The organism is Halorubrum sp. DM2 (assembly GCF_901686465.1).
Taxonomy (GTDB): Archaea; Halobacteriota; Halobacteria; order Halobacteriales; family Haloferacaceae; genus Halorubrum.
Genome location: NZ_LR594487.1, coordinates 774,529 through 795,047 on the forward strand (window position 1 = coordinate 774,529; position 20,519 = coordinate 795,047).

Annotated in this window: 22 protein-coding genes; 3 read left to right on the forward strand and 19 right to left on the reverse strand. The window is 71.2% G+C overall.

The annotated features are described in order from the left end of the window. Nucleotides 1-93: 93 nt before the first annotated feature. The 7 genes from moaA to crtI all read right to left on the reverse strand — a co-directional run bounded on the left by moaA (nucleotide 94) and on the right by crtI (nucleotide 6,602). Nucleotides 94-1,098, reverse strand: coding sequence for a GTP 3',8-cyclase MoaA (gene moaA, locus QOL69_RS04025; protein WP_283402130.1), 1,005 nt, complete (start codon nucleotides 1,096-1,098; stop codon nucleotides 94-96). 158 nt (nucleotides 1,099-1,256) lie between these two features. Further along, on the reverse strand, nucleotides 1,257-2,024 hold the full coding sequence (locus QOL69_RS04030) for an MBL fold metallo-hydrolase (protein ID WP_283402131.1): 768 nt from the start codon (nucleotides 2,022-2,024) through the stop codon (nucleotides 1,257-1,259). Between the two features lie 78 nt (nucleotides 2,025-2,102). Next, complete coding sequence (locus QOL69_RS04035) at nucleotides 2,103-2,528, reverse strand: universal stress protein (protein WP_283402132.1); 426 nt, start codon at nucleotides 2,526-2,528, stop codon at nucleotides 2,103-2,105. A gap of 92 nt (nucleotides 2,529-2,620) precedes the next feature. Beyond that, nucleotides 2,621-3,178 carry a diadenylate cyclase gene (locus QOL69_RS04040; protein ID WP_048076282.1) on the reverse strand — a complete coding sequence of 186 codons (558 nt, stop codon included), beginning with the start codon at nucleotides 3,176-3,178 and terminating at the stop codon, nucleotides 2,621-2,623. Between the two features lie 108 nt (nucleotides 3,179-3,286). Further along, a complete protein-coding gene (gene cruF / locus QOL69_RS04045) occupies nucleotides 3,287-4,189 on the reverse strand; it encodes a bisanhydrobacterioruberin hydratase (RefSeq protein ID WP_283402133.1) in 903 nt (300 codons plus the stop codon). After that, nucleotides 4,186-5,103: a prenyltransferase gene (locus QOL69_RS04050; protein WP_283402134.1), complete on the reverse strand. Its 918-nt coding sequence runs from the start codon at nucleotides 5,101-5,103 to the stop codon at nucleotides 4,186-4,188. The genes cruF and QOL69_RS04050 overlap by 4 nt, the downstream gene beginning before the upstream one ends. Next, entirely contained in the window at nucleotides 5,100-6,602 is a 1,503-nt protein-coding gene (crtI, locus tag QOL69_RS04055; protein ID WP_283402135.1) for a bifunctional phytoene desaturase/3,4-desaturase, read from the reverse strand. Before crtI ends, QOL69_RS04050 begins: the two co-directional genes overlap by 4 nt. A gap of 200 nt (nucleotides 6,603-6,802) precedes the next feature. Here crtI and QOL69_RS04060 point away from each other — a divergent pair, with 200 nt between their 5' ends. Further along, nucleotides 6,803-7,588 carry an SDR family oxidoreductase gene (locus QOL69_RS04060; RefSeq protein ID WP_283402136.1) on the forward strand — a complete coding sequence of 262 codons (786 nt, stop codon included), beginning with the start codon at nucleotides 6,803-6,805 and terminating at the stop codon, nucleotides 7,586-7,588. A 36-nt stretch (nucleotides 7,589-7,624) separates the two neighbouring features. Here QOL69_RS04060 and thiM read toward each other — a convergent pair whose 3' ends face one another. Further along, on the reverse strand, nucleotides 7,625-8,488 hold the full coding sequence (gene thiM / locus QOL69_RS04065; protein ID WP_283402137.1) for a hydroxyethylthiazole kinase: 864 nt from the start codon (nucleotides 8,486-8,488) through the stop codon (nucleotides 7,625-7,627). After that, on the reverse strand, nucleotides 8,481-9,116 hold the full coding sequence (gene thiE / locus QOL69_RS04070) for a thiamine phosphate synthase (protein WP_283402138.1): 636 nt from the start codon (nucleotides 9,114-9,116) through the stop codon (nucleotides 8,481-8,483). Before thiE ends, thiM begins: the two co-directional genes overlap by 8 nt. 100 nt (nucleotides 9,117-9,216) lie before the next feature. On the opposite strand from thiE, the gene QOL69_RS04075 reads away from it, so the two are divergent. Beyond that, nucleotides 9,217-10,665, forward strand: a complete 1,449-nt coding sequence (locus tag QOL69_RS04075) for an MATE family efflux transporter (protein WP_283402139.1) — start codon at nucleotides 9,217-9,219, stop codon at nucleotides 10,663-10,665. 104 nt (nucleotides 10,666-10,769) lie between these two features. On the opposite strand, the gene QOL69_RS04080 is transcribed toward QOL69_RS04075, so the two are convergent. From QOL69_RS04080 to QOL69_RS04115, 8 genes are all read right to left on the reverse strand, one after another. Beyond that, nucleotides 10,770-11,054: a hypothetical protein gene (locus QOL69_RS04080; RefSeq protein ID WP_283402140.1), complete on the reverse strand. Its 285-nt coding sequence runs from the start codon at nucleotides 11,052-11,054 to the stop codon at nucleotides 10,770-10,772. A gap of 174 nt (nucleotides 11,055-11,228) precedes the next feature. Continuing rightward, nucleotides 11,229-12,089: a mechanosensitive ion channel family protein gene (locus QOL69_RS04085; protein WP_283402141.1), complete on the reverse strand. Its 861-nt coding sequence runs from the start codon at nucleotides 12,087-12,089 to the stop codon at nucleotides 11,229-11,231. A gap of 140 nt (nucleotides 12,090-12,229) precedes the next feature. Further along, nucleotides 12,230-13,393, reverse strand: coding sequence for a 7,8-didemethyl-8-hydroxy-5-deazariboflavin synthase subunit CofG (cofG, locus tag QOL69_RS04090; protein ID WP_283402142.1), 1,164 nt, complete (start codon nucleotides 13,391-13,393; stop codon nucleotides 12,230-12,232). A gap of 68 nt (nucleotides 13,394-13,461) precedes the next feature. Then, nucleotides 13,462-14,109, reverse strand: a complete 648-nt coding sequence (cofC, locus tag QOL69_RS04095) for a 2-phospho-L-lactate guanylyltransferase (RefSeq protein WP_283402143.1) — start codon at nucleotides 14,107-14,109, stop codon at nucleotides 13,462-13,464. Nucleotides 14,110-14,126: 17 nt separating this feature from the next. Continuing rightward, complete coding sequence (locus QOL69_RS04100) at nucleotides 14,127-15,305, reverse strand: tubulin/FtsZ family protein (protein ID WP_172863972.1); 1,179 nt, start codon at nucleotides 15,303-15,305, stop codon at nucleotides 14,127-14,129. 127 nt (nucleotides 15,306-15,432) lie between these two features. Next, nucleotides 15,433-16,329 carry a complex I NDUFA9 subunit family protein gene (locus QOL69_RS04105; protein WP_283402144.1) on the reverse strand — a complete coding sequence of 299 codons (897 nt, stop codon included), beginning with the start codon at nucleotides 16,327-16,329 and terminating at the stop codon, nucleotides 15,433-15,435. Between the two features lie 70 nt (nucleotides 16,330-16,399). Beyond that, a complete protein-coding gene (locus QOL69_RS04110) occupies nucleotides 16,400-17,269 on the reverse strand; it encodes a universal stress protein (protein ID WP_283402145.1) in 870 nt (289 codons plus the stop codon). Nucleotides 17,270-17,373: 104 nt separating this feature from the next. Continuing rightward, a complete protein-coding gene (locus tag QOL69_RS04115) occupies nucleotides 17,374-18,744 on the reverse strand; it encodes a hemolysin family protein (protein WP_283402146.1) in 1,371 nt (456 codons plus the stop codon). 168 nt (nucleotides 18,745-18,912) lie between these two features. Between QOL69_RS04115 and tmk the strand changes: the two genes are divergently transcribed. After that, complete coding sequence (gene tmk, locus QOL69_RS04120; protein WP_048076279.1) at nucleotides 18,913-19,506, forward strand: dTMP kinase; 594 nt, start codon at nucleotides 18,913-18,915, stop codon at nucleotides 19,504-19,506. A 19-nt stretch (nucleotides 19,507-19,525) separates the two neighbouring features. Here the strand turns inward: tmk and QOL69_RS04125 are convergent, their stop codons facing one another. Continuing rightward, complete coding sequence (locus QOL69_RS04125) at nucleotides 19,526-19,849, reverse strand: DUF7991 family protein (protein ID WP_048076278.1); 324 nt, start codon at nucleotides 19,847-19,849, stop codon at nucleotides 19,526-19,528. Nucleotides 19,850-19,907: 58 nt separating this feature from the next. Next, entirely contained in the window at nucleotides 19,908-20,438 is a 531-nt protein-coding gene (locus QOL69_RS04130; RefSeq protein WP_283402147.1) for a DUF5813 family protein, read from the reverse strand. Between the last annotated feature and the right edge of the window lie 81 nt (nucleotides 20,439-20,519).

Consider the following 20,519-nt stretch of genomic DNA (forward strand, 5'->3'; position numbering starts at 1 on the left):
GTGACGGGTGAAATTCCGGCTCACGACGGCCGCCGCGAGAGAATGGGTTCCGACCGAGCCGCCGGTCCGGCGTCCGGACCTCCGGGGCTCCGATCAGTCCGCCGCCGGCGGCGTCCCGAGGTACTTCTCGTTGAGTTCGTACTCGCCGTCGTCGCCCTCGACGAGGTACTCGCCGTAGTAGGGCACGCGGTTGGCCACCACTTCCTCGAACGTCTCCGCGATCTCCTCGCGCGTCATCTCGCCCATCGACCGGAGGTCGTCGTTGCGGTTGAGACACCCCTTCAGGTAGCCCTCGTGGGTGACGCGGACGCGGCCGCAGTTCGCGCAGAACTCCTCGTTCTCGACGGGGTCGACGATCTCGACCATCCCGCCGGTCGCGTCGTCGCTCTCCTCGCCGACGAAGTAGCGCTTCCGGTCGTGCATCTCGCGGTGTTCGACCCGGTCGGCCTCCTCCGCGAGCCAGTCGTGGACGCGCCCGATGTCGACGTTCCACTCGGGCTTGCCGGTCAGCTCCGGCATGTACTGGATGAGCTGGAGCTGGAGCCCCTCGTTTTCGGCGACGTGCTCGACCATCTCCTCGACGTAGCCCGCGGTGTGCGTGAACACGACCATGTTGAGCTTCACGGGGTCGAGTCCGGCGTCGACGGCGGCCTTCACGCCCTCCAACACCTTCTCGTACGCGCCCGACTTCGTCACCTCCGCGAAGTCGTCCGGGTCGAGCGCGTCCTGCGAGACGTTGACGCGGTCGAGGCCGGCGGCCTTCAGGTCCGCGGCGCGACCGGGGAGGAAGGTGCCGTTCGTCGTCATCGAGACCTCCATCGAGTCGGGCGTGCGCTCGATGATCTCTTCGAGATCCTGTCGGAGCATCGGCTCGCCGCCGGTGAACTTCACCGCGTCGACGCCGTAGCCCTCGACGACCTCCAGGAAGCGGACCACGTCGTCGGCGCTCATCTCCTCGTCGCTCGGCTCCATCGGCCCGCGCGTGTCGCCTAACCCCTCGTTGTGACAGTAGACGCAGTCGAAGTTACACCGGTCGGTGAGCGAAATCCGGACTCCCGTCACCTCCCGTCCGAAGTCGTCCGCGAGTGGGCCGGCCATACCCGACAGGAGCGACTACGGGCGCTTAAGTAGACGGGTCGATCGTGCGGGTGCGTAACAGCCATCGGTTACGTTCCGGTCGACTCACGGCGGACGACCAATTACACTTCCGACAGCTCGACGCGACGATGACGGCAGCGAAATCCCGTCGCCGCCGGTCACAGCGACACGCGGAGCCCGTCCTCCGCGGCTCGCACCTCGCCGTCGAACCCCGCCTCGCGGACCTGCTGCTCCATCTCGCGCTCGCGGCCGCCGGTGTGCGGGTAGAGGTGCGACAGCAGGAGGGTGCCGATCTCCGCGCCCGCGAGCGACTCGCCGAGGCTCGTCGGCCGCGGGTGGTTCGACACGTCGACGTCGTCCGGGAACGAGCAGTCGTGGACCAGGCAGTCGACGCCGTCCGCGAACCGCGCCATCCCCGCGAACGCCTCGGTGTCGCCCGAGAGCGCGAGCGGGCCGTCCCCGGGCGGCGCGTCCGAACTCGGCGGCGAGAACCGGTACGCGAACCCGTCCATCGAGTGGCGCGTCTCCCGGGCGGTCACGTCGAAGCCGGCCGCGGCGAACGGACGCGACGCGGACACCTCCCGTATCGCCAGATCGATCCGCCCGTCGAGATAGTCGTGGACGTCGAGCAGGCCGTCGACGAGCGCCTTCGTGCCCGCGGGACCGACGACCTCCAGGTGTTCCTCGCCGGCGAGCCAGCGGGCCTTCAGGAGCGGTAAGAGCGCCGCGACGTGGTCGAGGTGGTGGTGGGTCAACAGGACCGTCGAGACGCCCTCGTAGCCGGTGTCAGTCCCGGCGAGCCGCCCGAGGACGCCGCTGCCGCAGTCGACGAGCAGCGACCGGTCGCCGTCGTCGAGGAGGTACCCGGCCTGCGCGCGGTCGGGGACCGGCATCGCGCTGCCGGACCCGAGCACGGTGAGTTCCATGGGGACGCGTCGCGTCCGCACCCACCTAATTGGCTCGGACGAGGGGACGGTTCCCGGACTCGACGGCCGGACCGTCTCCTACTTGATGAGGAACACGGGAACCGAGGCGTCGTCCGCGACGCGGTCGGAGACGCTGCCGAGCGACCGGATCCGCTCGCGCGGCGACTTCCCCTCGGGACTCATCACGATCACGTCGATACCGGTCTCGTCGGCGTACGCGACGATCTCGGTGTCGGGCGTCCCGTGCGCGACGTGGGTCTCGGCGTCGAGACCGGCCTCGGCGGCCGCCTCCGCGACCGCGTCGACCGCTGCCTCGCCCTGCGCTTCGAGGTCCGCGACGACCTCGTCGTGGAGGTCACCGGAGTTGGCGGCCGCGATCCGCTGGTCGACGACGTACAGCGCGTGGACAGTCGCGTCGTGGTCCGTCGCCAGCCGGATCGCGTGGTCGAGCGCGCGGTCGACCGCCTCGCTCCCGTCGGTCGGCACCAAGATGTTGTCGTACATACGTCGTCGTTCGCCCGGCCGCGGCTTAACCGTGGGGCCTCGATTCCGAACGTCGGGAGCGCTACGCGACGCGCCGCGGACCACCGAGAGCGTTACTCGACGCGCCACCGGCCGCCTATCTCCTCGCGCCCCGTGCTGTCCGCCTCGCCGTCGCGGAAGACGCTGACGCGGCCGGTCTCCTCGCTCAGCGTCACCGTCGCGACGACCTCCGGGCGGACCGAGGTCTCGATCGCGCTCATGTGGCGCGACCCCATCCACGGCTCGTAGCTCACGTCGTCGACGAGATCGGTCTCCGCGTCGCGGGTGCCCAGATCGCGGAACCGGACCATCTGGGACTCGATCTCGCCGTCGACCGCGACGACGACGCCGCCGTCCTGCGCGACGCTCACCGACTCCGCGGCGGCCGCGAACGCGTCCTCGTCGAAGACGGACGAGCAGTCGTCGCGCGGCCAGCGGTTCTCCCCCATCGGGTCCGCGTACGCGCCGTAGTCGCTGTCGCCGATGACGGCGAAGTACAGCCCCGGTCCCTTCACGTGCGCCTCGTCGTACCCGTCGAAGGAGACGCTGACGCCCTCGGCGCAGTAGGTCAACCGGTCGACGACCTCGCACACGCGCTCGTGGTCGCCGTACTCGATGGCGAGACCACTCATCGCCGTCCGTCCTCCCGGTTCCGCCGTCCCGTGCGATTGCCGCCGTCAGTCACGACCGGAAAGACGAGCCCCCGGTATATAAGGGCAGCCGAGTAGCGCGACCCGTCCCTATCGCCGCCACTCGGTGAACAGTCGCGCGTCGAACCGGTCGGCGCGGACCAACCCGACGCCGAACGCGGCCGCGACCGCCGCGGGCAGGAGGTTCCCGAACCAGAGGTTGATTCCCCCCCAGAGGATCACGAAGCTCACCATGTCGTCGAGCATGAACTCGCAGTCGCGGAGCCGCTCGCGGATCCCCGCCGCCGAGAACGCTCGGTCGAGCGTGACGACCGCGACGACGGCGGAGAGGACCCAGCCGGCGTAGTTCGAGGGCGGGACCCCGTAGAACGCGCCGCCGCCGAAGTCCCAGAAGCCGAGCGACACCGCCCCGGGGTCTAACACCACGTCCATCGCGACCACGACCGGGATCACCGTCGCTAACCGGACCCACACGCTGTCGGCGCGCGGCCCGAGCAGCAGCAGGCACAGCAGGTAGGCGTTCATCACGAGCGGGATGAAGAAGACGGGGAGCGCGACCGGCACGCCCGCGAGCATCGGGCCGAGATCGACCGTGTACGCGAACTCCCCGTACGGCCAGCCGGTCGCGACGCCGACCGACTCGATGAGGTACGTGTACGCGGTCAGGACGCCGATCCAGCCGACTGCGCGGCGGTCGACGGTCGGCAGCACCCCGACGACGAGCGGCGACCGCATCACGATCACGCCGAACAGCACGAACCACGGGTGGAAGGCGAACGGCTCCGGTACCACCCCCTCGGCGCTGGCGACGAGCGCGATAGCGCCGACGAGCGGGAAGACGACCGCGATGGTGAAGCGGTTCTCGCGGACGATCCGGTCGAGAAGCGTCTCGGCCTCGCGGCGGGTGTCGGGCGCGCGCTCGCGGAGCCGGTCGAGCCGCGACGAGGGAGTCGCCGCGGAAGAGACGCCGGCGGAGCCGTCACCGTCGGTCACGGCAGCGCCTCCCAGAGCGGGTACACCCGCCAGAGACCGCCCATCGACAGCAGCGTGCCGACGACGGTGTTCAGCGCCGGGAACCACCAGTACGCCCGGTCGACCGAGACCGACGAGCGCGCGACCCACGCGACGAACATCGGGTAGACGCCGAGCAGCGCGCCGAGCCGGGCGTCGACGAGCCAGAACGCGGCGGCCGCGGCGGTCCACGCCGCGAAGCAGTAGGCGTACGTGCGCCCCTCGCCGAGCAGCGTCGCGGTCGTGTCGATCCCCGCCGCCCGGTCCGGCTCGATGTCCGGGATCGCGGAGAACGTGTGCATCCCCATCGTCCAGAGCCACGCGCCGGCGAGCGCCGCGAGCGGCGGGTGCGCGCCCGCGACCGTCGCGTACGCCGCCGCGCCGGGGAGCGCGTACAGCCCGTTCGACAGCGAGTCGAGGAACGGCGTCGTCTTGAAGCGCGCGGGCGGCGCGCTGTACCCGACCGCCAGAACGAGGAACCCGAGCAGGTACGGCCACGCGACCCGGGGCGTGATCGCGAGCGTCGCGAGCCCCAGCGCGCCCGACGCGGCGACCGCGGCGACGACGAGCCGGCTCCCCCGCCAGCGGGCCTCTCGACCCTCCTTCTTCGGGTTCAGCTCGTCGATGTCGGCGTCGAACACGTCGTTGACGCCGTAGAGGAACACGTTCGCGGGGACGAGGAAGTACGCCGCGAGCGCGACCGTGACGGGCGTGAACAGCCCGCTCACGTCGCCGATGCCGTAGGTGACGCCGACCGCGACCGGCCCGGCGAGGTACAGCCAGAAGCGCGGCCGCGACAACACCAGCAGGTAGCGGAGCCCCTCGCCGCCGCTCCCGGCGGCCCCCGCTCGGTCGTCCGTGGTGGATCGGTGTTGGTCGCTCACGGCCTCGCTCACACGTCGTCGTCGGCCATCGCTTCCGCGGTTATCCCCCCGCTGATGAGACACATCGGGACGCCGATTCCCGGCGTCGTCGTCGACCCCGTGAAGTAGAGCCCGTCGAGCGCGTCGGAGACGTGCGGCGGGCGCAAAAGCGAGGTCTGGGTGAGCGTGTGCGCCAGTCCGAGCGCGCTGCCCGCGTAGCTGTTGTACCGGTCCGCGAAGTCGTCGACCGAGAACGTCTCCTCGACGACGATCCGGCCCCGGAGGTCGGTGTCGGTGTTCGCCGCGATGTCGTCGATCACGAGGTCGCGGTAGCGGTTGCGGATCTCCGGGGTGTCGGCGAGTCCGGGCGCGATCGGCACCAGCGCGAAGAGGTTGCTGTGGCCCTCCGGCGCGACCGTGTCGTCGGTCTTCGAGGGGACACAGAGGTAGTAGGCGGGGTCGTCGGGCCACTCGGGGTCGTCGAAGATCTGCGCGAAGTGCTCGTCCCAGTCGGTCGGGAGGACGAGCGTGTGGTGTTCGAGGTTCGGCACGTCACCCTCGACGCCGAGGTACAGCAGGAACGCGGAGGGGGCGTACGTCCGCGACTCCCAGTACTCCTCGGTGTACTGCCGCTTCCGCTCCGGGAGCAGTTCCTGTTCGGTGTGCGCGTAGTCGGCGTCGGAGACGACGCGGTCCGCGAGGTAGCGCTCGCCGCCGACCGTGTCGACCGCGAACGCGCCGTAGCGTCCCTCGATGCCGGTCACCTCGGCGTCGGTGACGAACTCGACGCCGAGGTCCTCCGCGAGTTCGACGATGCCGTCGACGACCGCGCCGATCCCGCCCTCGGGGTAGTAGACGCCCATGTTGTAGTCGACGTGGCTCATCAGGTTGTACAGCGCCGGCGTGTTCGTGGGCGAGCCGCCGAGGAACACGAGCGTGTACTGCATCAGCTGCTGGAGCTTCGGGTGGTCGAAGTAGTCCTCGACGTGTCCCTGCATCTTGCCGAGCAGCGAGAGGCCCCACGAGTAGCGCAACACGTCGCGGTCGACGTAGTCGCGCAGCCGGGGACGGTCCTCGTACACGAAGTGTTCCATCCCGATCTCGTAGGTGCGCTGGGACTCCTCGAGGTACGCGTCGAACGCCTCGCCCGCGCCCGGCTCGTACGCCTCGAAGATCTCCCTGTTTTTCTCGCGGTCCGGCAGCACGTCGACCTGATCGCCGTCCTTCCAGAACACCCGGTAGTGGGGGTCGAGCCGCTCCAGCTCGTAGAACTCGTCGGGCGTCCGGCCGAAGTGCCCGAAGAACCGCTCGAAGACGTCCGGCATCAGGTACCACGACGGCCCCATGTCGAACCGGAAACCGTCGACTTCGAGCCGGCTGGCGCGGCCGCCGAGCTGCTCGTTTTTCTCCAACAGGGTGACGTCCGCGCCGGCGTCCGCGAGGTAACAGGCCGTCGAGAGGCCGCCGAATCCACCGCCGATAACGACGACCGACTCGCCGGCGACTCCGTCGATGTCCGGGACCACGTCCATGTTCGAACGTACGGGCGGCGGCGGTATAAATCCGGTCAGACGCGGCGCGGGAGCGTCCCCGACACGTTCGGGACGCCCGATCGCGACGGCGGGCGAAACGACCCGCAGCGCGGCGCGAGAACCGCGAGCCAGCAGTACTGAACGAGCGCCCCGAGCCGAGTGGATACCACTAAGTCGCCGACGCACGTAGCTCGTGTCACATGGATCTGACGGTCGCGATCACCGGGGCAACGAGCGGGATCGGGCGGGCCGTCGCCGAGGCGTTCGTCGACGAGGGGGCGTTCGTCGCCGTCTCCGGGCGCGACGGCGCGGCCGTCGATCGGACCGTCGCGGCGCTGAACGGCGACGGGGACGAGCCGGAAGTCGGCGACGGGAGTACCGGCGACGACCCAGAAGCCGGCGACGAGACCGCGAGCGAGGGGGCCGACGCCGCCGCCGAGCGCGGCACCGCGTGGGGCGACCGCGTCGACGTGCGCGACGAGTTCGACCTCGAACGCTTTTTCGAGCGCGTCGCCCGCGAGGCCGGGCCGGTCGACGTCGTGTTCGCGAACGCCGGCGTGTTCCACGGCGCGCCGGGCGACAGCCCGACGACCGACCTGACGTACGCCGACTACGACGACACGATGCGGACGAACGCGCGCGGCGTGTTCGCGACGATAACGGAGGCGGTCCCCCACCTCGCCGACGACGCGCGCGTCCTCGTCCCGTCGGGCGCGGTCGCGGCCGAGTCGAAGCCGGGGATGGGCGCGTACGCGGTCTCGAAGGCGGCCGCCGAGGCGGTCGCGCGCGGCTTCGCCGCCGACCTCGACGCGACCGTCGGGGTCGTCGACCCCGGACTCGTCGCCACCGACCTCACCGGGAAGGAGCGCGCCCGCGACCCCGAGAGCGTCGCGCCGCTGTTCGTCTGGGCCGCCACGGACGCACCCGCCGAGGACCTCAACGGCGGGCGGATCGGCCTGCGGGAGTGGAAGACGGCGACGCGGTAGCGCGGCCCGTTCGGCGTCGGGTCGCGTCGTCGGCGATCAGATCTCGGAGGCGCGGTCGGCGACGCCCGTCTCGGGCGGGTCGGTCGCCGTCGCAGCCACCGCGTCCATGAACGCGGTCCGGTAGCTCGCCGGACCCGCCGGCTCCGTCGCGGCCGCGCGCTCGCCGGCCAGTCCGTACGCCGCCGTGGCGACGAGAGCCGCCTCGGTCGGCGTCGCGATCGGGGCGTCCGCCCGCCCGGCGAGCGCGGTCACGGTTCCGAGCGTGCTCGCGAGCATACAGCCGGAGCCGACGAACGACCCCATTCGCTCGTGGCCGACGGCGAGTCCGTACGTCCCCCGCTCCGCGTCGGCGACGACGTCCTCGACGCCCGACGCGACGACGACGGCACCGGTCTCGGTCGCCAGCGCCTCGGCGGCGGCCGCGACGCCGGACTCCTCGCCCACGGACTCGACGCCCCTGACCGTCGCCTCCTCGCCCGCGAGGCCACGGATCTCGCCGGCGTTACCCTTGATCGCGTCGAACGCGACCGAATCGAGGAGCCGGCCGACCGACGCCACGCGGTGCGGCGTCGCGCCGTATCCGACCGGATCGAGGACGACGGGCACGTCGGCCTCGTTCGCCCGCTGTCCGGCGTCGACCATGGCGTCGATGTCGGGTCGGCTCGCCGTGCCGGTGTTTATTACGACGGCGTCGGCCCCGGCCGCCATGTCGCCCGCCTCGGCCGGCGCGTCGGCCATCACCGGGAGCCCACCCCAGTGGAGCGTGACGTTCGCCGTCTCGCTCGTCGTCACGGCGTTCGTGAGGTGGTGGACGAGCGGCTTGGTCTCGCCGACCGCGGACAGCGCCCGGCCGAGGCGCTCGGCGTCGAAGTCGGCGAGCGGGTCGCGCGCCTCAGACATCCGCGACCGCCTCCCCGAGCGCCGCGGTCGCTTCCGTCGGGTCCACCGCGGCCGTGATCGCCGACAGCGCCGCCACGCCGGTCGCGCCCGCGTCGACGACTGGTCCCGCGTTGCTCGCGTCGATGCCGCCGATCCCGATCACCGGAATCTCGACCGCGTCGGCGACGGCGGCGACCCGCCCGGTGCCGATCCCGTTCTGCTCGTCGGGCACGTCCTTCGAGTCCGTCCCGTAGACGGCTCCGACGCCGAGGTAGTCCGCGCCCGCCGCCTCGGCCTCGCGCGCCTCGTCGACCGTCGACGCGGAGACGCCGACGACCGCCTCCCCGCCCAGTCGCTCGCGGGCGACGGAGACCGGGAGGTCCGACTGGCCGAGGTGGACGCCGTCGGCGTCGACCGCGGCCGCGAGGTCGACCCGGTCGTTGACGATCAGCGGCACGCCGGCCTCGGCCGTCAGTTCGCGGAGCCGGAGCCCGGTCTCGTACCGCTCCCGCGCGGAGGTCCCCTTATCCCGGAGCTGGACGGCGTCGATCCCGCCGTCGATCGCGGCCGCGACGACCTCGGGAGTCGTCCGCCCCGCGGACCGGCTCGCCGCCGTGACGAGGTATGTCTGCCACTCGTTGGTATTCACGTGTGGTACAGGGCTCCGGCGGCATGAAAACGGTTGCGCTACTGGTCGGTCGCGCCCCGGACGGACAGACACAAGCCGACCCGACGCCTACCCCAGTCCAATGCTATCCCGACTCCGACGCGGCGTCGCCCGCGTCGCCGAGGCGGTCGCGGGCGCGCTCCACCGCGCCGGCGTCATCGACCGGTCGCGTCTCGACGAGACGATGGGGCTGGCGTGGCCCCGGATCGTCACCGGGTTCGCGATCATGTCGAAAAACACCGTGGACCTCGCGGTGATCGGCCACGCGGTGGGGGTCTCCGCGGTCGCCGGACTCGGGTACGCGTTCGCGTTCTGGCAGCTCGCGAAGTTCGTCTCCATCGGCCTCGCCGGCGGCACCGTCTCGCTCGTCTCGCAGAACTACGGCGGCGACGAGCGCGGCCGCGCGGGGCTGGTGGTCAAGCAGTCGCTGATCGTGGCCGGGCTGCTCGTCGCGCCGATCGTCGCCGGGTACGTCCTCGGGGCGGAGCGGCTGATCGCCCTCGTGGGCGGGGAGGAGGCGGCGCTGTCGGCGGGGACGACCTACCTCGTCGTCACGGCCCCCGCGCTCGCCTTCGAGTTCTTCAACATGATCGCGAGCCGGACGTACGCCGGCGTCGGCGACACCCGAACGCCGATGGTCGCCCGCGCCGGCGGCGCGCTGTTGAACGTCGTCCTCACCGGCTGGCTCGTCCTCGGGGCCGGGCTGGGCGTGTTCGGTGCCGGGCTCGGCACCGCGCTCTCCATCGCCGCCGTCGGGCTCGTCCTCGCGTGGGGGATGACCGGGCGCTCGTACTTCGGCCGCGGCGCGTCGCCGGTCCCGGTCGGACGCTCCGGGCCGTGGCTCGACGTCGGCCTCTCGCGGCAGCTCCTCCGGGTGTCCGCACCCCTGATCGCCCGGCGCGTCGCGGAGGGGGTCGTCGTCTTCCCGCTCCTGTGGATCGCCTCGTCGTTCGGCGAGGCGATCGTCGCCGCCTTGGAGGTCGGCCGCCGGGTGCGAGCCCTGCTCGGCAGCTTCAGCTGGGGATTTTCGATCGCCGCGAGCACGCTCGTCGGCCAGCGGCTCGGCTCCGGCGAGGAGTCGCTCGCGACCGCCTACGGCCGCGACGTGATCGCCTTATCGGCGGTCGTCTACGTCCTCGCGTCGGCCGCGGTGATCGCCGCCGCCGGCCCGATCGCCGGGGTCTTCGTCGACGACCCGGCCGCGGTGAGCGCCACCGCGGCGTTCGTCATCGCGGCCGCGGTGTCGGCGGTCCCGCTCGGGATCGACGGCTCGATCACCGGCTCGCTCCGGGGCGCGGGCGACACGCGCTGGCCGTTCGTCGCCTCCATGATCGGGCTGTACGCCGTCGCGCTCCCGGCCGCGCTGGTCGGGCTCGCGACGCCGCTCGGCGTCGGCGGCCTCTACGTCGCGCTGGTGACCGAGAAGCTCGTCCCCGCCGGACTGAACGGCTACCGGTTCCGGTCGAACCGCTGGCAGGCCGTCAGCCGGCAGTACAGACCGGGCGCGGGCGACGCCGAGGAAGAGGTCTAGCGGTTCCGTCGGACTCGTCCGCGGGAGACACGTTCAATCGATTCCGCGTGCGACGGGCTAAGCGGTCGTCGAACGCGCCGCTAGTGGGAGTCAGTCGGAATCGGCTACAGCAGCGCGATCCCGGCACCGACGGCGGCGCTCGTCAGCGCGAGGCCGGCGAGGGCGACCGTCGTTTTTCCACGTTGTCCGCTGGGACCGTCGTCACCTGAGCCGAAGCCGCTGAAGCCGGTCAGAACGCCGAAACCGACCGCAACCGCGGAGAGTCCACCGGAGAGCGCCAGCACCGTCCAGATCTCGAGTCCGTGCTGTCCTACTTCCCGTGCGGCCGTCCCGGCGAGGAGGACGCCGGCCGCTATCGGGGCCGCGGCTATCGCGTCGTTGGAGGGCATCAGTTCGGATACCTAACGCGAGTCTCAAAAGGATAGTGATGCCGTCGACGCGACGGGCGGTTCTCATCGGCTCCCCGACTTGTCCGATACCGCTCCTGAAAACCGGGATTCGAAGGTGACCCGGCGGCGGCCCCGAGACGGTCGGACGCCGAACGACGTCGACCGACGCCGCCGTCACTCGTCGTCCGCGACCGATTCGAGGACCTCGACGCTCCCGGTGAGCTGCCGGTGGACGTACGGCATGTCGATGCCGGCGTCGTCGAACGCCTCCTTCACCGCGGTGACGTACTCGGAGCGCACCCGGACGAAGTCGCCGCGGTCGGGGTCGTCGATCCACCAGCGCGACTGGAGCCCGACCGCGGAGTCACCGAGTTCGGTGACGCGGACGGACACGCCCGGGTCGTCGAGGATCTCCTCGTGTTCCTCGGCCTTCTCGACGATGATGTCGGTCGCCTCGCCGATGTCGTCGTCGTAGCCGATCCCGAAGACGAACTTCTGGCGAAGCGTGTCGTACGCGACGGGGTTCGTCACCACGTTGTTCGCGAGGTCGCCGTTCGGCACGGTGACCAGCTCGTTGTCGAACGTCCGGACGCGGGAGACGCGCAGGTCGATCTCCTCGACGCGACCGGAGTTACCGTCCCACTCGATCCAGTCGCCGACCTCGAACGGCTTGTCCTTCAGGATGAACACGCCGGCGACGAAGTTGCCGAGGAGGTCCTGCGCGGCGAAGCCGACCGCGAGCGCGATAGCGCCGCCGAAGACGGCGAACGCCGAGAGGAACGCGCCGTAGCCGGCCACGGCGAACCCGATCGCGATCGCGGCCACCCAGACGACGGCGTTGAGCACGTTCGTCCCGAGGCTCAACACCGCCTCGTCGAACCCGCGCGACCTGACGATCCGCCGGAGCCCCGGAATCAGTACGTACTTGCCGAGCAGCAGCACGGCCACGAAGCCGGCGACGAACCTGAGCGCCGTCGTCGCGATCGCCGCCACGTCGACCGCGTTCGTGATCGCGTCGACCTGTAAGAGATACATCACCCGCTCTTTCGGGAGACTATATAAAGAAGCTACTGGCAGCGCGGTTGTTTACGCCCGGTCCGCGGTCCTGTCGGCCGGTTCGCGGTCCCGTCAGCCGGTCCGCGATCCCGTCGGCCAGTTCGACGCTCGCGGCCGCTTCAGTCGCTCCGAACCGCGAGCGGGCCGTCGCCGCGGGCGACCGCGCGGAGCCGCCGTCCGTGGACGTCGTCCGCGGCGATCCGCTCGCGGACCGCCGCGGGGATCCACGACTTCCGGTCTTCGGGGTCGGGAGCGGGGTCAACGTCCGGGGGTCGGATCTCGTCGTGGAGGTACCGGGCGTACGTCGGGAGCCGCTCGCGGAGCGGCACGCCGCCGGCGTCCGCCACGGCTTCGAGTTCGCGGAGGTCCGGCCACTCGTAGGCGGGGTTGATGTAGTCGTCCGTCACCGGCGAGACCCCGCCGAGGTCGTCGATGCCGCAGTCGAACAGCTCCGCCGCCGGCGAGAGGTTCGGCGGCACCTGAACGGACACCTCGGGCGGGAGCGCGGCGCGCGCCATCGCCACGACTCGGCGCATCGTCGCGAGGTCGGGCTTCGGGAAGTCGGAGCGCTCGTTCGGGACGACGTTCTGGACGATCACCTCCTGAACGTGGCCGTGTCGCTCGTGGAGGTCCCGGATCGCGAGCAGGCTCTCGGCGCGGTCGCGCCAGTCCTCGCCGATCCCGACGAGGACTCCGGTGGTGAACGGGACGCCCTGCCGGCCCGCCGCCCGGATCGTGTTGAGCCGCTGGCCGGGCGTCTTCCGACGGCCGCCCGAGTGCGCGTCCACGTCGGCCGTCGTCTCCAGCATGACGCCCATCGACGCGTTCACCTCGCGGAGGGCCGCGAACTGCGACTCCGTCAGATCGCCCGGGTTCGAGTGCGGGAGCAGCCCCTCCTCCAAGGCAATTTCGCAGGCCCGGTAGAGGTAGTCGTGGACCGAGTCGAACCCCCACTCGGCGAGCGTCTCGTGGATCGCGGTGTACCGCTCGTCGGGGTCGTCGCCGAAGGTGAAAAGCGCCTCCGTACAGCCCGCGTCGGCCCCGACCCGACACCGCTCGCGCACCTCCTCGGGCGACAGCAGCGACGCCTCGCCCGGCACGTCGTAGTAGGTACAGTACGTACAGGTGTAGCGACACGCCGTGGTCAGCGGGACGAAGACGTTGCGCGCGAACGTGAGCCGATCGGCGGTGTCGACGTCGGCCGGGCCGACCGAGAGCAGTCGCTCGACCTCCGGCTCGGCGACCGCGATGTCGACCCCGTACTCGTCGGCCCCGGCGAACACGGCCGTCACTCGCGGGCGGCGTTCAAAAAGGATCGCGGTTGCGGATCCCCCGGCGACACCGAATATAGTTACTCTCGGGCGACCGTCACCCGACCGCCGGACGCGTCGAGCGCGACGCCGGCCTCGCGGAGCCACGTCGCCGCCCGTCCCTCGCCGTGGATCAGCACCTCCGCGAGGTCGTCCGGCTCGTCGACGTCGGTCGCGAGCCGGTGGGAGTCGACCGCGACGAATGCCGCGCCGACCTCGGCCGCGATCTCGCGGTGGTCGAGGTACGACGCGCCGTGGTAGTCCACCCGGAACTCCGGGTGTGAGGCGACGAACGCGTTCGTGCCGCCGCCGCGCCCTGGGGCGACCGCGACATCCGCGTCGCGACCGGCCTCGAAGAGGCGGTCGATCGTTTCCGGGGTCGCCAAGGCGAGGTCCGCCATCACGACGGCGACGGGTCCCCCTGACGACTCGGTTCCGTCTTCTCCGCCCAACCGCGCGTCGAGCGCCGCGTTCACCGCGTCGGTCAGCGGGCGGTCGTCGACGGTGACCGGACGATCGACGTCGACCGCGTCGGTCGCGAGGACCCGCGGGTCGCCGCCGGCGGCGACGACGGCGTCTAGCACGTCCTCCAGCATCGCCCGCGCGAACGCGTGTCGCTCATCGGGCGAGAGCACGTCTGAGAGTCGCGACTTCGGCCGGTCGGTCGAAAAGGGGACGATGACCTCCATCGCGAGCGACGGGGCCCTTAGAACAGGGATTCCAGCTCGTCGCTGTCGTCGCTGACGAGCTCGTCGAGGTTCTCGTCGCTCTCCTCGCGGATCTCGTCTAAGTTGTCCTGCGCCTCGATGGCGACCTGCTGGAGCTCCTTGATCCGCGGGACGTTCGTGACGCCCGCGAGCAGGATGACGGTCGCGACGAAGCCAGCGCCGCGGTACGGGTAGTCCCCGCCGCGGACCTCCATCGAGCCGGTCTGCTCTTCGAGCCACTTGCGGCCGCGCTCGATACCCTTCCGGTTGAGGTACTCCGGCGGGCCGGCGAGCACGAGCAGCGCGCGCTCCGCGCCCTCGATCTCACAGGGGAGCGTGAGCCGCCCCAGCGCCGCCTTGCGCACGAGGCTGGTGATCCGGTTCGTGGTGTGGGCGCTGTCCAGCTCCTCGTCGTTGCCGTCGTCGCGGAGCCGCGAGAGCAGCCCGCCCGAGGAGCGCTCCTCGACCTCCTCCTCGGCGTAGCCGACCGTGGAGACGCCGCCGCCGGAGAGGGTGTTGATGATCTCCGAGGAGTCGACGACGCTCTCGGCGACCTCCTGACCCTGCTGGATCTCGCCCGCGCCGAACAGGATGCCGAACCGCCGGACGATCTCCTCGTTGATCTCCTCGTAGCCGCCCTGAACGGACTCGCCCGTCTTCCGCCAGGCGTCGTTGTCGAACACCATCAGGTTGTCCACCTCGCGGACGAACGTCTGGAACGAGCGGGCCGCGTTGAGGGTGTAGATACCCCCCTCGTCGCTGCCCGGCAGGATGCCCAGCCCGTACACCGGTTCGGTGTAGATCCGCTTGAGGTGTTTCGCCAGCACCGGCGCGCCGCCGGAGCCGGTCCCGCCGCCGAGCCCGGCGACGACGAGGAACGCGTCGACCTCGTGGACGGGGATCGAGTCGATCGCGCCCTGGACCTCGTCGATGTCCTCCTCCGCGATCTCCGCGCCCAGTTCGTTGTCCGCGCCCACGCCGTGGCCCTTCACCCGGGACTGGCCGATGAGGACGCGCTGGTCCTCGGCGATGTGTTCCAGCCCCATGAGGTCCGCCTTCGCCGTGTTGACGGCCGCCGCGGCCCGAACTATCTCGGAGCCGGTCCGCTTGTCGTACTCCAAGAACTTGTCGACAACTTTGCCCCCCGCCTGTCCGAATCCGATCATTGCGAGTTTCATCGTGTGCTCCCTCCGCGTTTGACGTGAACAGAACGTGATCTCGTATATAAGCCTTCGGTTGCCGTTACCAGTCGTGAGATTCGAGCGGTTGACACGTTCGCCGCGCCTCCCGCCGCAGTCGCCGCGGTCATCGGATCCCCAAGTGCTCACCGAGCGTCGTCAGTTCGGCCGCGTCGACGCCGAACGCCGCGACGTCGTTGTCGGCGGTCGTGTTGTCGAACTTTAGCGACCGGTACTGGTCCGGTCCCATCGGGAAGCCGGGGACCGCGCCCAGCACGGAGAGACCGATCTTCGCGAGCGGCATGGGCAGCGGGAGGATGGTGATCCCCTTCTTTTCGGCCTCGTAGACCAGATCCGTCACCTGCCGGAGCGTGAGTACCTCCGGGCCGCCGATCTCGTAGGTTTCGCCGGCGTGTTCCTCGTCGGCCACCGCGGCCGCGATCATCGGCACCAGATCCTCGACGTGAATTGGCTGGAACCGGGTCTTGCCGCCGCCGGGGAGCGGGTACAGCGGGACGCCCGGCGCGAACATCCCCTTCAACCGCTTGGTGAACGAGACGAACTCGCCGCCCTCGCCGAAGACGACCGACGGACGGAAGATCGTCCAGTCGAGGTCGCTCTCGCGGACGATCCCCTCCGCCGCGCCCTTCGAGCGGATGTAGGCGGTGTCGCCGTTCGGGTCCGCGCCGAGCGCGCTCAGCTGGACGAACCGCTCGACGCCGCCGTCCGCGGCCGCGCGGACGAGGTTCTCGGTCCCGCCGCGGTGGATCCGGTCGTGCATGCGGTTGCCGCCCTCCGGTTCGAACAGCGGCGAGAGCGCGACCAGGTTCACGACCGCGCCGTGGCCGTCGACGGCCGACTCGATGGAGTCGTAGTCGGTCACGTCCCCGCTGACGCCCGTCACTCCCTCCGGCGTCTCTTCGGGCGAGCGGGAGAGCGCGGTCACCGCGTGGCCGTCCTCGGCGAGCGCGCGACAGAGATACGATCCGATAAATCCGGTCCCGCCGGCTACCAACACTTTCATACAATCCGCATCGCGTGGAAGGCCCGTAAACCTACCGCGCCGTCAGACGCTCCGGCGACGGTGCGGTCGGTCACTCCTCGTCGGTCTCGGGCGTCGGGACCGTCAACACCGGGACGGCGGCAGTCCGTAAGGTGCGCTCGGCGACGCTCCCCAGTAGGTACCGGCTCACGCCGGTCCGGCCGTGGGTCCCCATCGCCACGAGGTCGACGCCGTGGTCCTCGACGTACGCGCGGATCCCGCGCGGGGCCGAGGGGGCGACCTCGACGGAGCCGACCGCCGCGACGCCGGCCGCCTCGACCCGCTCGACGCCCGCGGCGACCTCGTCGTCGGCGTACTCGGAGAGGACGTCCGCGTCGACGTAGTCGCCGACGCCGATCCCGCCCGTGGCGACGACCGAGAGGACGTGGATCGTCGCGCCCGCACGCTCCGCGATCGGGATCGCCCGGTCGAGCGCGGCGGTCGCCGCCGGGCTGCCGTCGGTCGGGACCACCACGTCCTCGTACGGGTACGTTGTCTCATCGTCGTCCGGGCGGAGGGCCAACACCGGCACCGAGGACTGCCGGACGACGCGCTCGGTCGTGCTACCGACGAGGCGCTCGACGCCCTGGCGGCCGCGCGTCGACACGGCGACGAGGTCGGCGTCGACCTCCGCGGCGTACGCGGCGACCGTCTCCGGAACGCCGCCCTGCCGGACCGCCGTCTCCGCGTCGACGCCGCGGTCGGCGGCGCGGGCGGCCGCGTCCGTGACGATCGACTCGCCCTCGCGTTCGAGCACGTCCACCACGTCGCCGCCGATCCGCGTCACGCTGTCGCGGGTCGTGTCCGCCACGTGGAGGAGGTGGACCGTCGCGCCGTGGTCGGCGGCGACGGCGAGGACGTGGTCGAGGGCCGCCGCGGCCGCGTCGCTGCCGTCGGTGGGGACGCAGATCCGGTCGAGCATGGGTCATCGGTCACGGTCGCGGGTGAAAAACGCTCGCGTCGTCGGCGTCGACCGGGCGGGGTCGGCCGGGAGGAATCGGCGGCGGCCGCGACGGAGTCCGAGCGTTACTCGGTCGCGTCGGCGGGGCCGTCGTCCGGGTGCGTGCCGTCGTCGGCCGCGTCGGCCCCCTCGCGCCGCGTGACGCGCACCGTCGAGATGCGCGCGCCGTCGACCGCGGTGACCTCGAAGGCGAACGCGTCCGTCTCGGCGACGTCGCCGACCTCCGGCGAGCGACCGATCCTGTCGAGGACGAACCCGCCGAGCGTCTCGTAGCCGTCGCCGTCGAGATCGGTGCCGAGCGCGTCGTTGACGGCGGTGAGCGGGACGGAGCCGTCGGCCTCGTGGGTGCGCTCGGCGGTCCGGCGGATGGTGTGGTTGCGCTCGGGAGTGTCGAACTCGTCGCGGAGGTCGCCGACGAGCGCCTCGGCGACGTCCTCGACGGTCGCGATCCCTTCGAACGCGCCCCACTCGTCGATGACTGCCGCCATCTGTCGGCGCTCGTCGCGGAACTGGACGAGGAGATCGCTCGCGCTCGTCGTCTCCGGGACGACGAGTATCTCCCGGGCGAGGTCGCTCGCGGTGGCGTCGTCGTCGCCCTCCTCGGTCGCGCGCAGCACGTCTTTCACGTCCACGAAGCCGACGACGCGGTCGGCGTCGTCGCGGGCGACGACCGGGTAGCGGGTGTGGCCGGCGTCGAGGACCGTCGCGCGGACCGCCGCCAGCGACGCGTCCGCGGACAGCGAGACCACGTCGGGCCGGGGGACCATCAGCTCGCGGGCCGCGGTGTCGTCGAGCTCGAAGACCCCCTCGATCATCGCGACCTCGGACTCGTCGACGTGACCCGCATCGCCGGCGCGGGCCAGCACGCGGCGGATCTCGCGCTCTTCGAGCGTCTCGTCGCTCTCGGAGGCCGGCGGGACGCCGATCAGGCTCGTGAAGGCGTTCGCGGTCCCGTTGAACACCGCGATGCCGGGCGCGAAGATCAGGTACGAGACCCGCATCGGCGGCGCGAGCAACAGCGAGATCCGCTCCGCCTGCGCGATGGCGATGGTCTTCGGCGCGAGCTCGCCGAAGACGACGTGGAGGAACGTGATGAACGAGAAGCCGACCGCGAACGCGACGAGATGGACGAGATTCTCGGGGAGCAGCGGCCCGAGGACCGGTTCGAGCAGCGCCGCGACCGCGGGCTCGCCGATCCACCCCAGTCCGAGCGACGCGAGCGTGATCCCGAGCTGCGTCGCCGCGAGGTAGTCGTCGAGGTTGGTCATCACCTCTTGGAGCGTCTCCGCGCCCGCCTTCCCGTCCTCAACCATCTCCTCGACCGAGGTGGCACGGATCCGGACGAACGCGAACTCGGAGGCGACGAAGAAGCCGTTGAGGACGACTAACACCAGCGCGGCCGCCACGCGCGACAGCGAGACGGCGATCGCTACCATTCGGTCCCTCCGGGCGCGCGAGCGATTGGCGGATCGACTGTCATGGCGGGCGTTCGCGGAGCGGTCACTAAAAAGGGCTGCCGAGCGCGGGTCGCGCGTTCGGATCGCGCGCGGTCCGACGCCGCCGCGACCCGGGCCGTTTATTCCTCGCCGCGGCGGAACGCCACCATGCTGATCACGCTGGAGGGGCTCGACGGCAGCGGCAAGACGACGGTCTGGGAGGCGCTCCACGACGTGTACCCCGACGCGACGTTCACCTGCGAACCGACGGACAGCTGGTACGGCGACGCGGTGGCGCAGTCGATGGCGGACGTCGACGCCGACCCGCTCGCGGAGCTGTTCTTGTACACCGCCGACCACGCCAACCACCTCTCCGAGACGATACGCCCGGCGCTCGCCGACGGGGATCTAGTGATCTCCGACCGCTACTCGGACTCGCGGTTCGCCTACCAGGGGGCGGCGCTCGCGCGCGCCGACGTCGGCATCCAGCGACCGATGGAGTACGTTCAGGGCGTCCACGCGGCGTTCTCGCGCGAGCCGGACGCGACGGTTTACCTCGATCTCGACCCGGAGACCGCGGCCGAGCGCGCCGGCCGGACGGACAAGTTCGAGCGGGACGGCTACCTCGCGGCCGTCGGCGAGAACTACGAGCGCCTGCTGGAGGCCGACCCCGGGCGGTTCCACCGCGTCGACGCGACGCGACCGCCGGAGGACGTCATCGCGCGGGTGGAGTCGATCGTCGCCGACCTTCTTGAGCGCTGATTCGGCGAGATCCGCCACGTCAGCGCGTGTCCGGCAGTTCGTACTCCTCGGGCGACGGCACGTAGAGGTAGTCGATCGCGACGCCCAGCGCGAGCGGGAGCGCGATGAGCAGCGCCAGCAGGATCGTCGAGCTTCCGATATCGATCCCGGTCCCGACGCCGAGCGCGCCGGTGAACACGAGCGTCGAGACGAGCAACAGCAGGGGGGTCAAGACGATCGTGTACACGACCGAGCCCCACGACGTCGACAGCTGGAGCCGGAAGAATCGGGTGGCGACCCCGGCGAGGAACGTGTGGAACGCGACCAGAGCGAGGAGGCTGCCGAACCCGAACAGCGCGAGCATGGGCGTCGTACGGGCCGCCGACACTTCCCCCTATCGACCACGGAGGAGTCGGGTCGCGTCAGACCGCGCCGTCGTTCCCGTGCCGTCGCGCGGCCGAGAGCAACTCCGAGACCGGCCCCGTGTACTCGTAGCCGGGGATCACGCCCTGGACGTACGTCCCCTCGACGAAGTCGATCAGCGCGCCCGCGTCGTCGACGCCGCGCCGCTCGTTGCCGTCCGTGAGCGCGTAGGTGACCGCGATCTCGTCGCCGTCGGTCTCGACGACGGGGTCGAACTCGCGCTCGCGGCGAGTGACGCCGCCGACGTCGACGACGCGGCGCTCGAACGTGTCGGCCCAGCCGTCCTCGACCACGTCGGCGACCTCGTCGGCGGTGACGGCGGCGAGCGTCGGGACGCGGACCGTGACGGAGAGTCGGATCCGTCCCTCCTCCGCCGATTCTGCGCGGACGCGCCCGTCGAACGCGGTCGTCGACGAGACCCACGCGTCGCCCTCGCGCTCGAAGGAGCCGTGGTCCGCGAACGCCCGGCGGAGTCGGTCGGGGAGGTCGTCGGCCGAGTCGGCGTCGCCGTCGTCCTCGGTTTCGGTCATACCGATCCGGAGGCGACGCGGCCTGAAAAGCCGCTCGCGTCGTCCGCTCGGAGAGCGGCCGCGACGCGTCGTCGATACGGG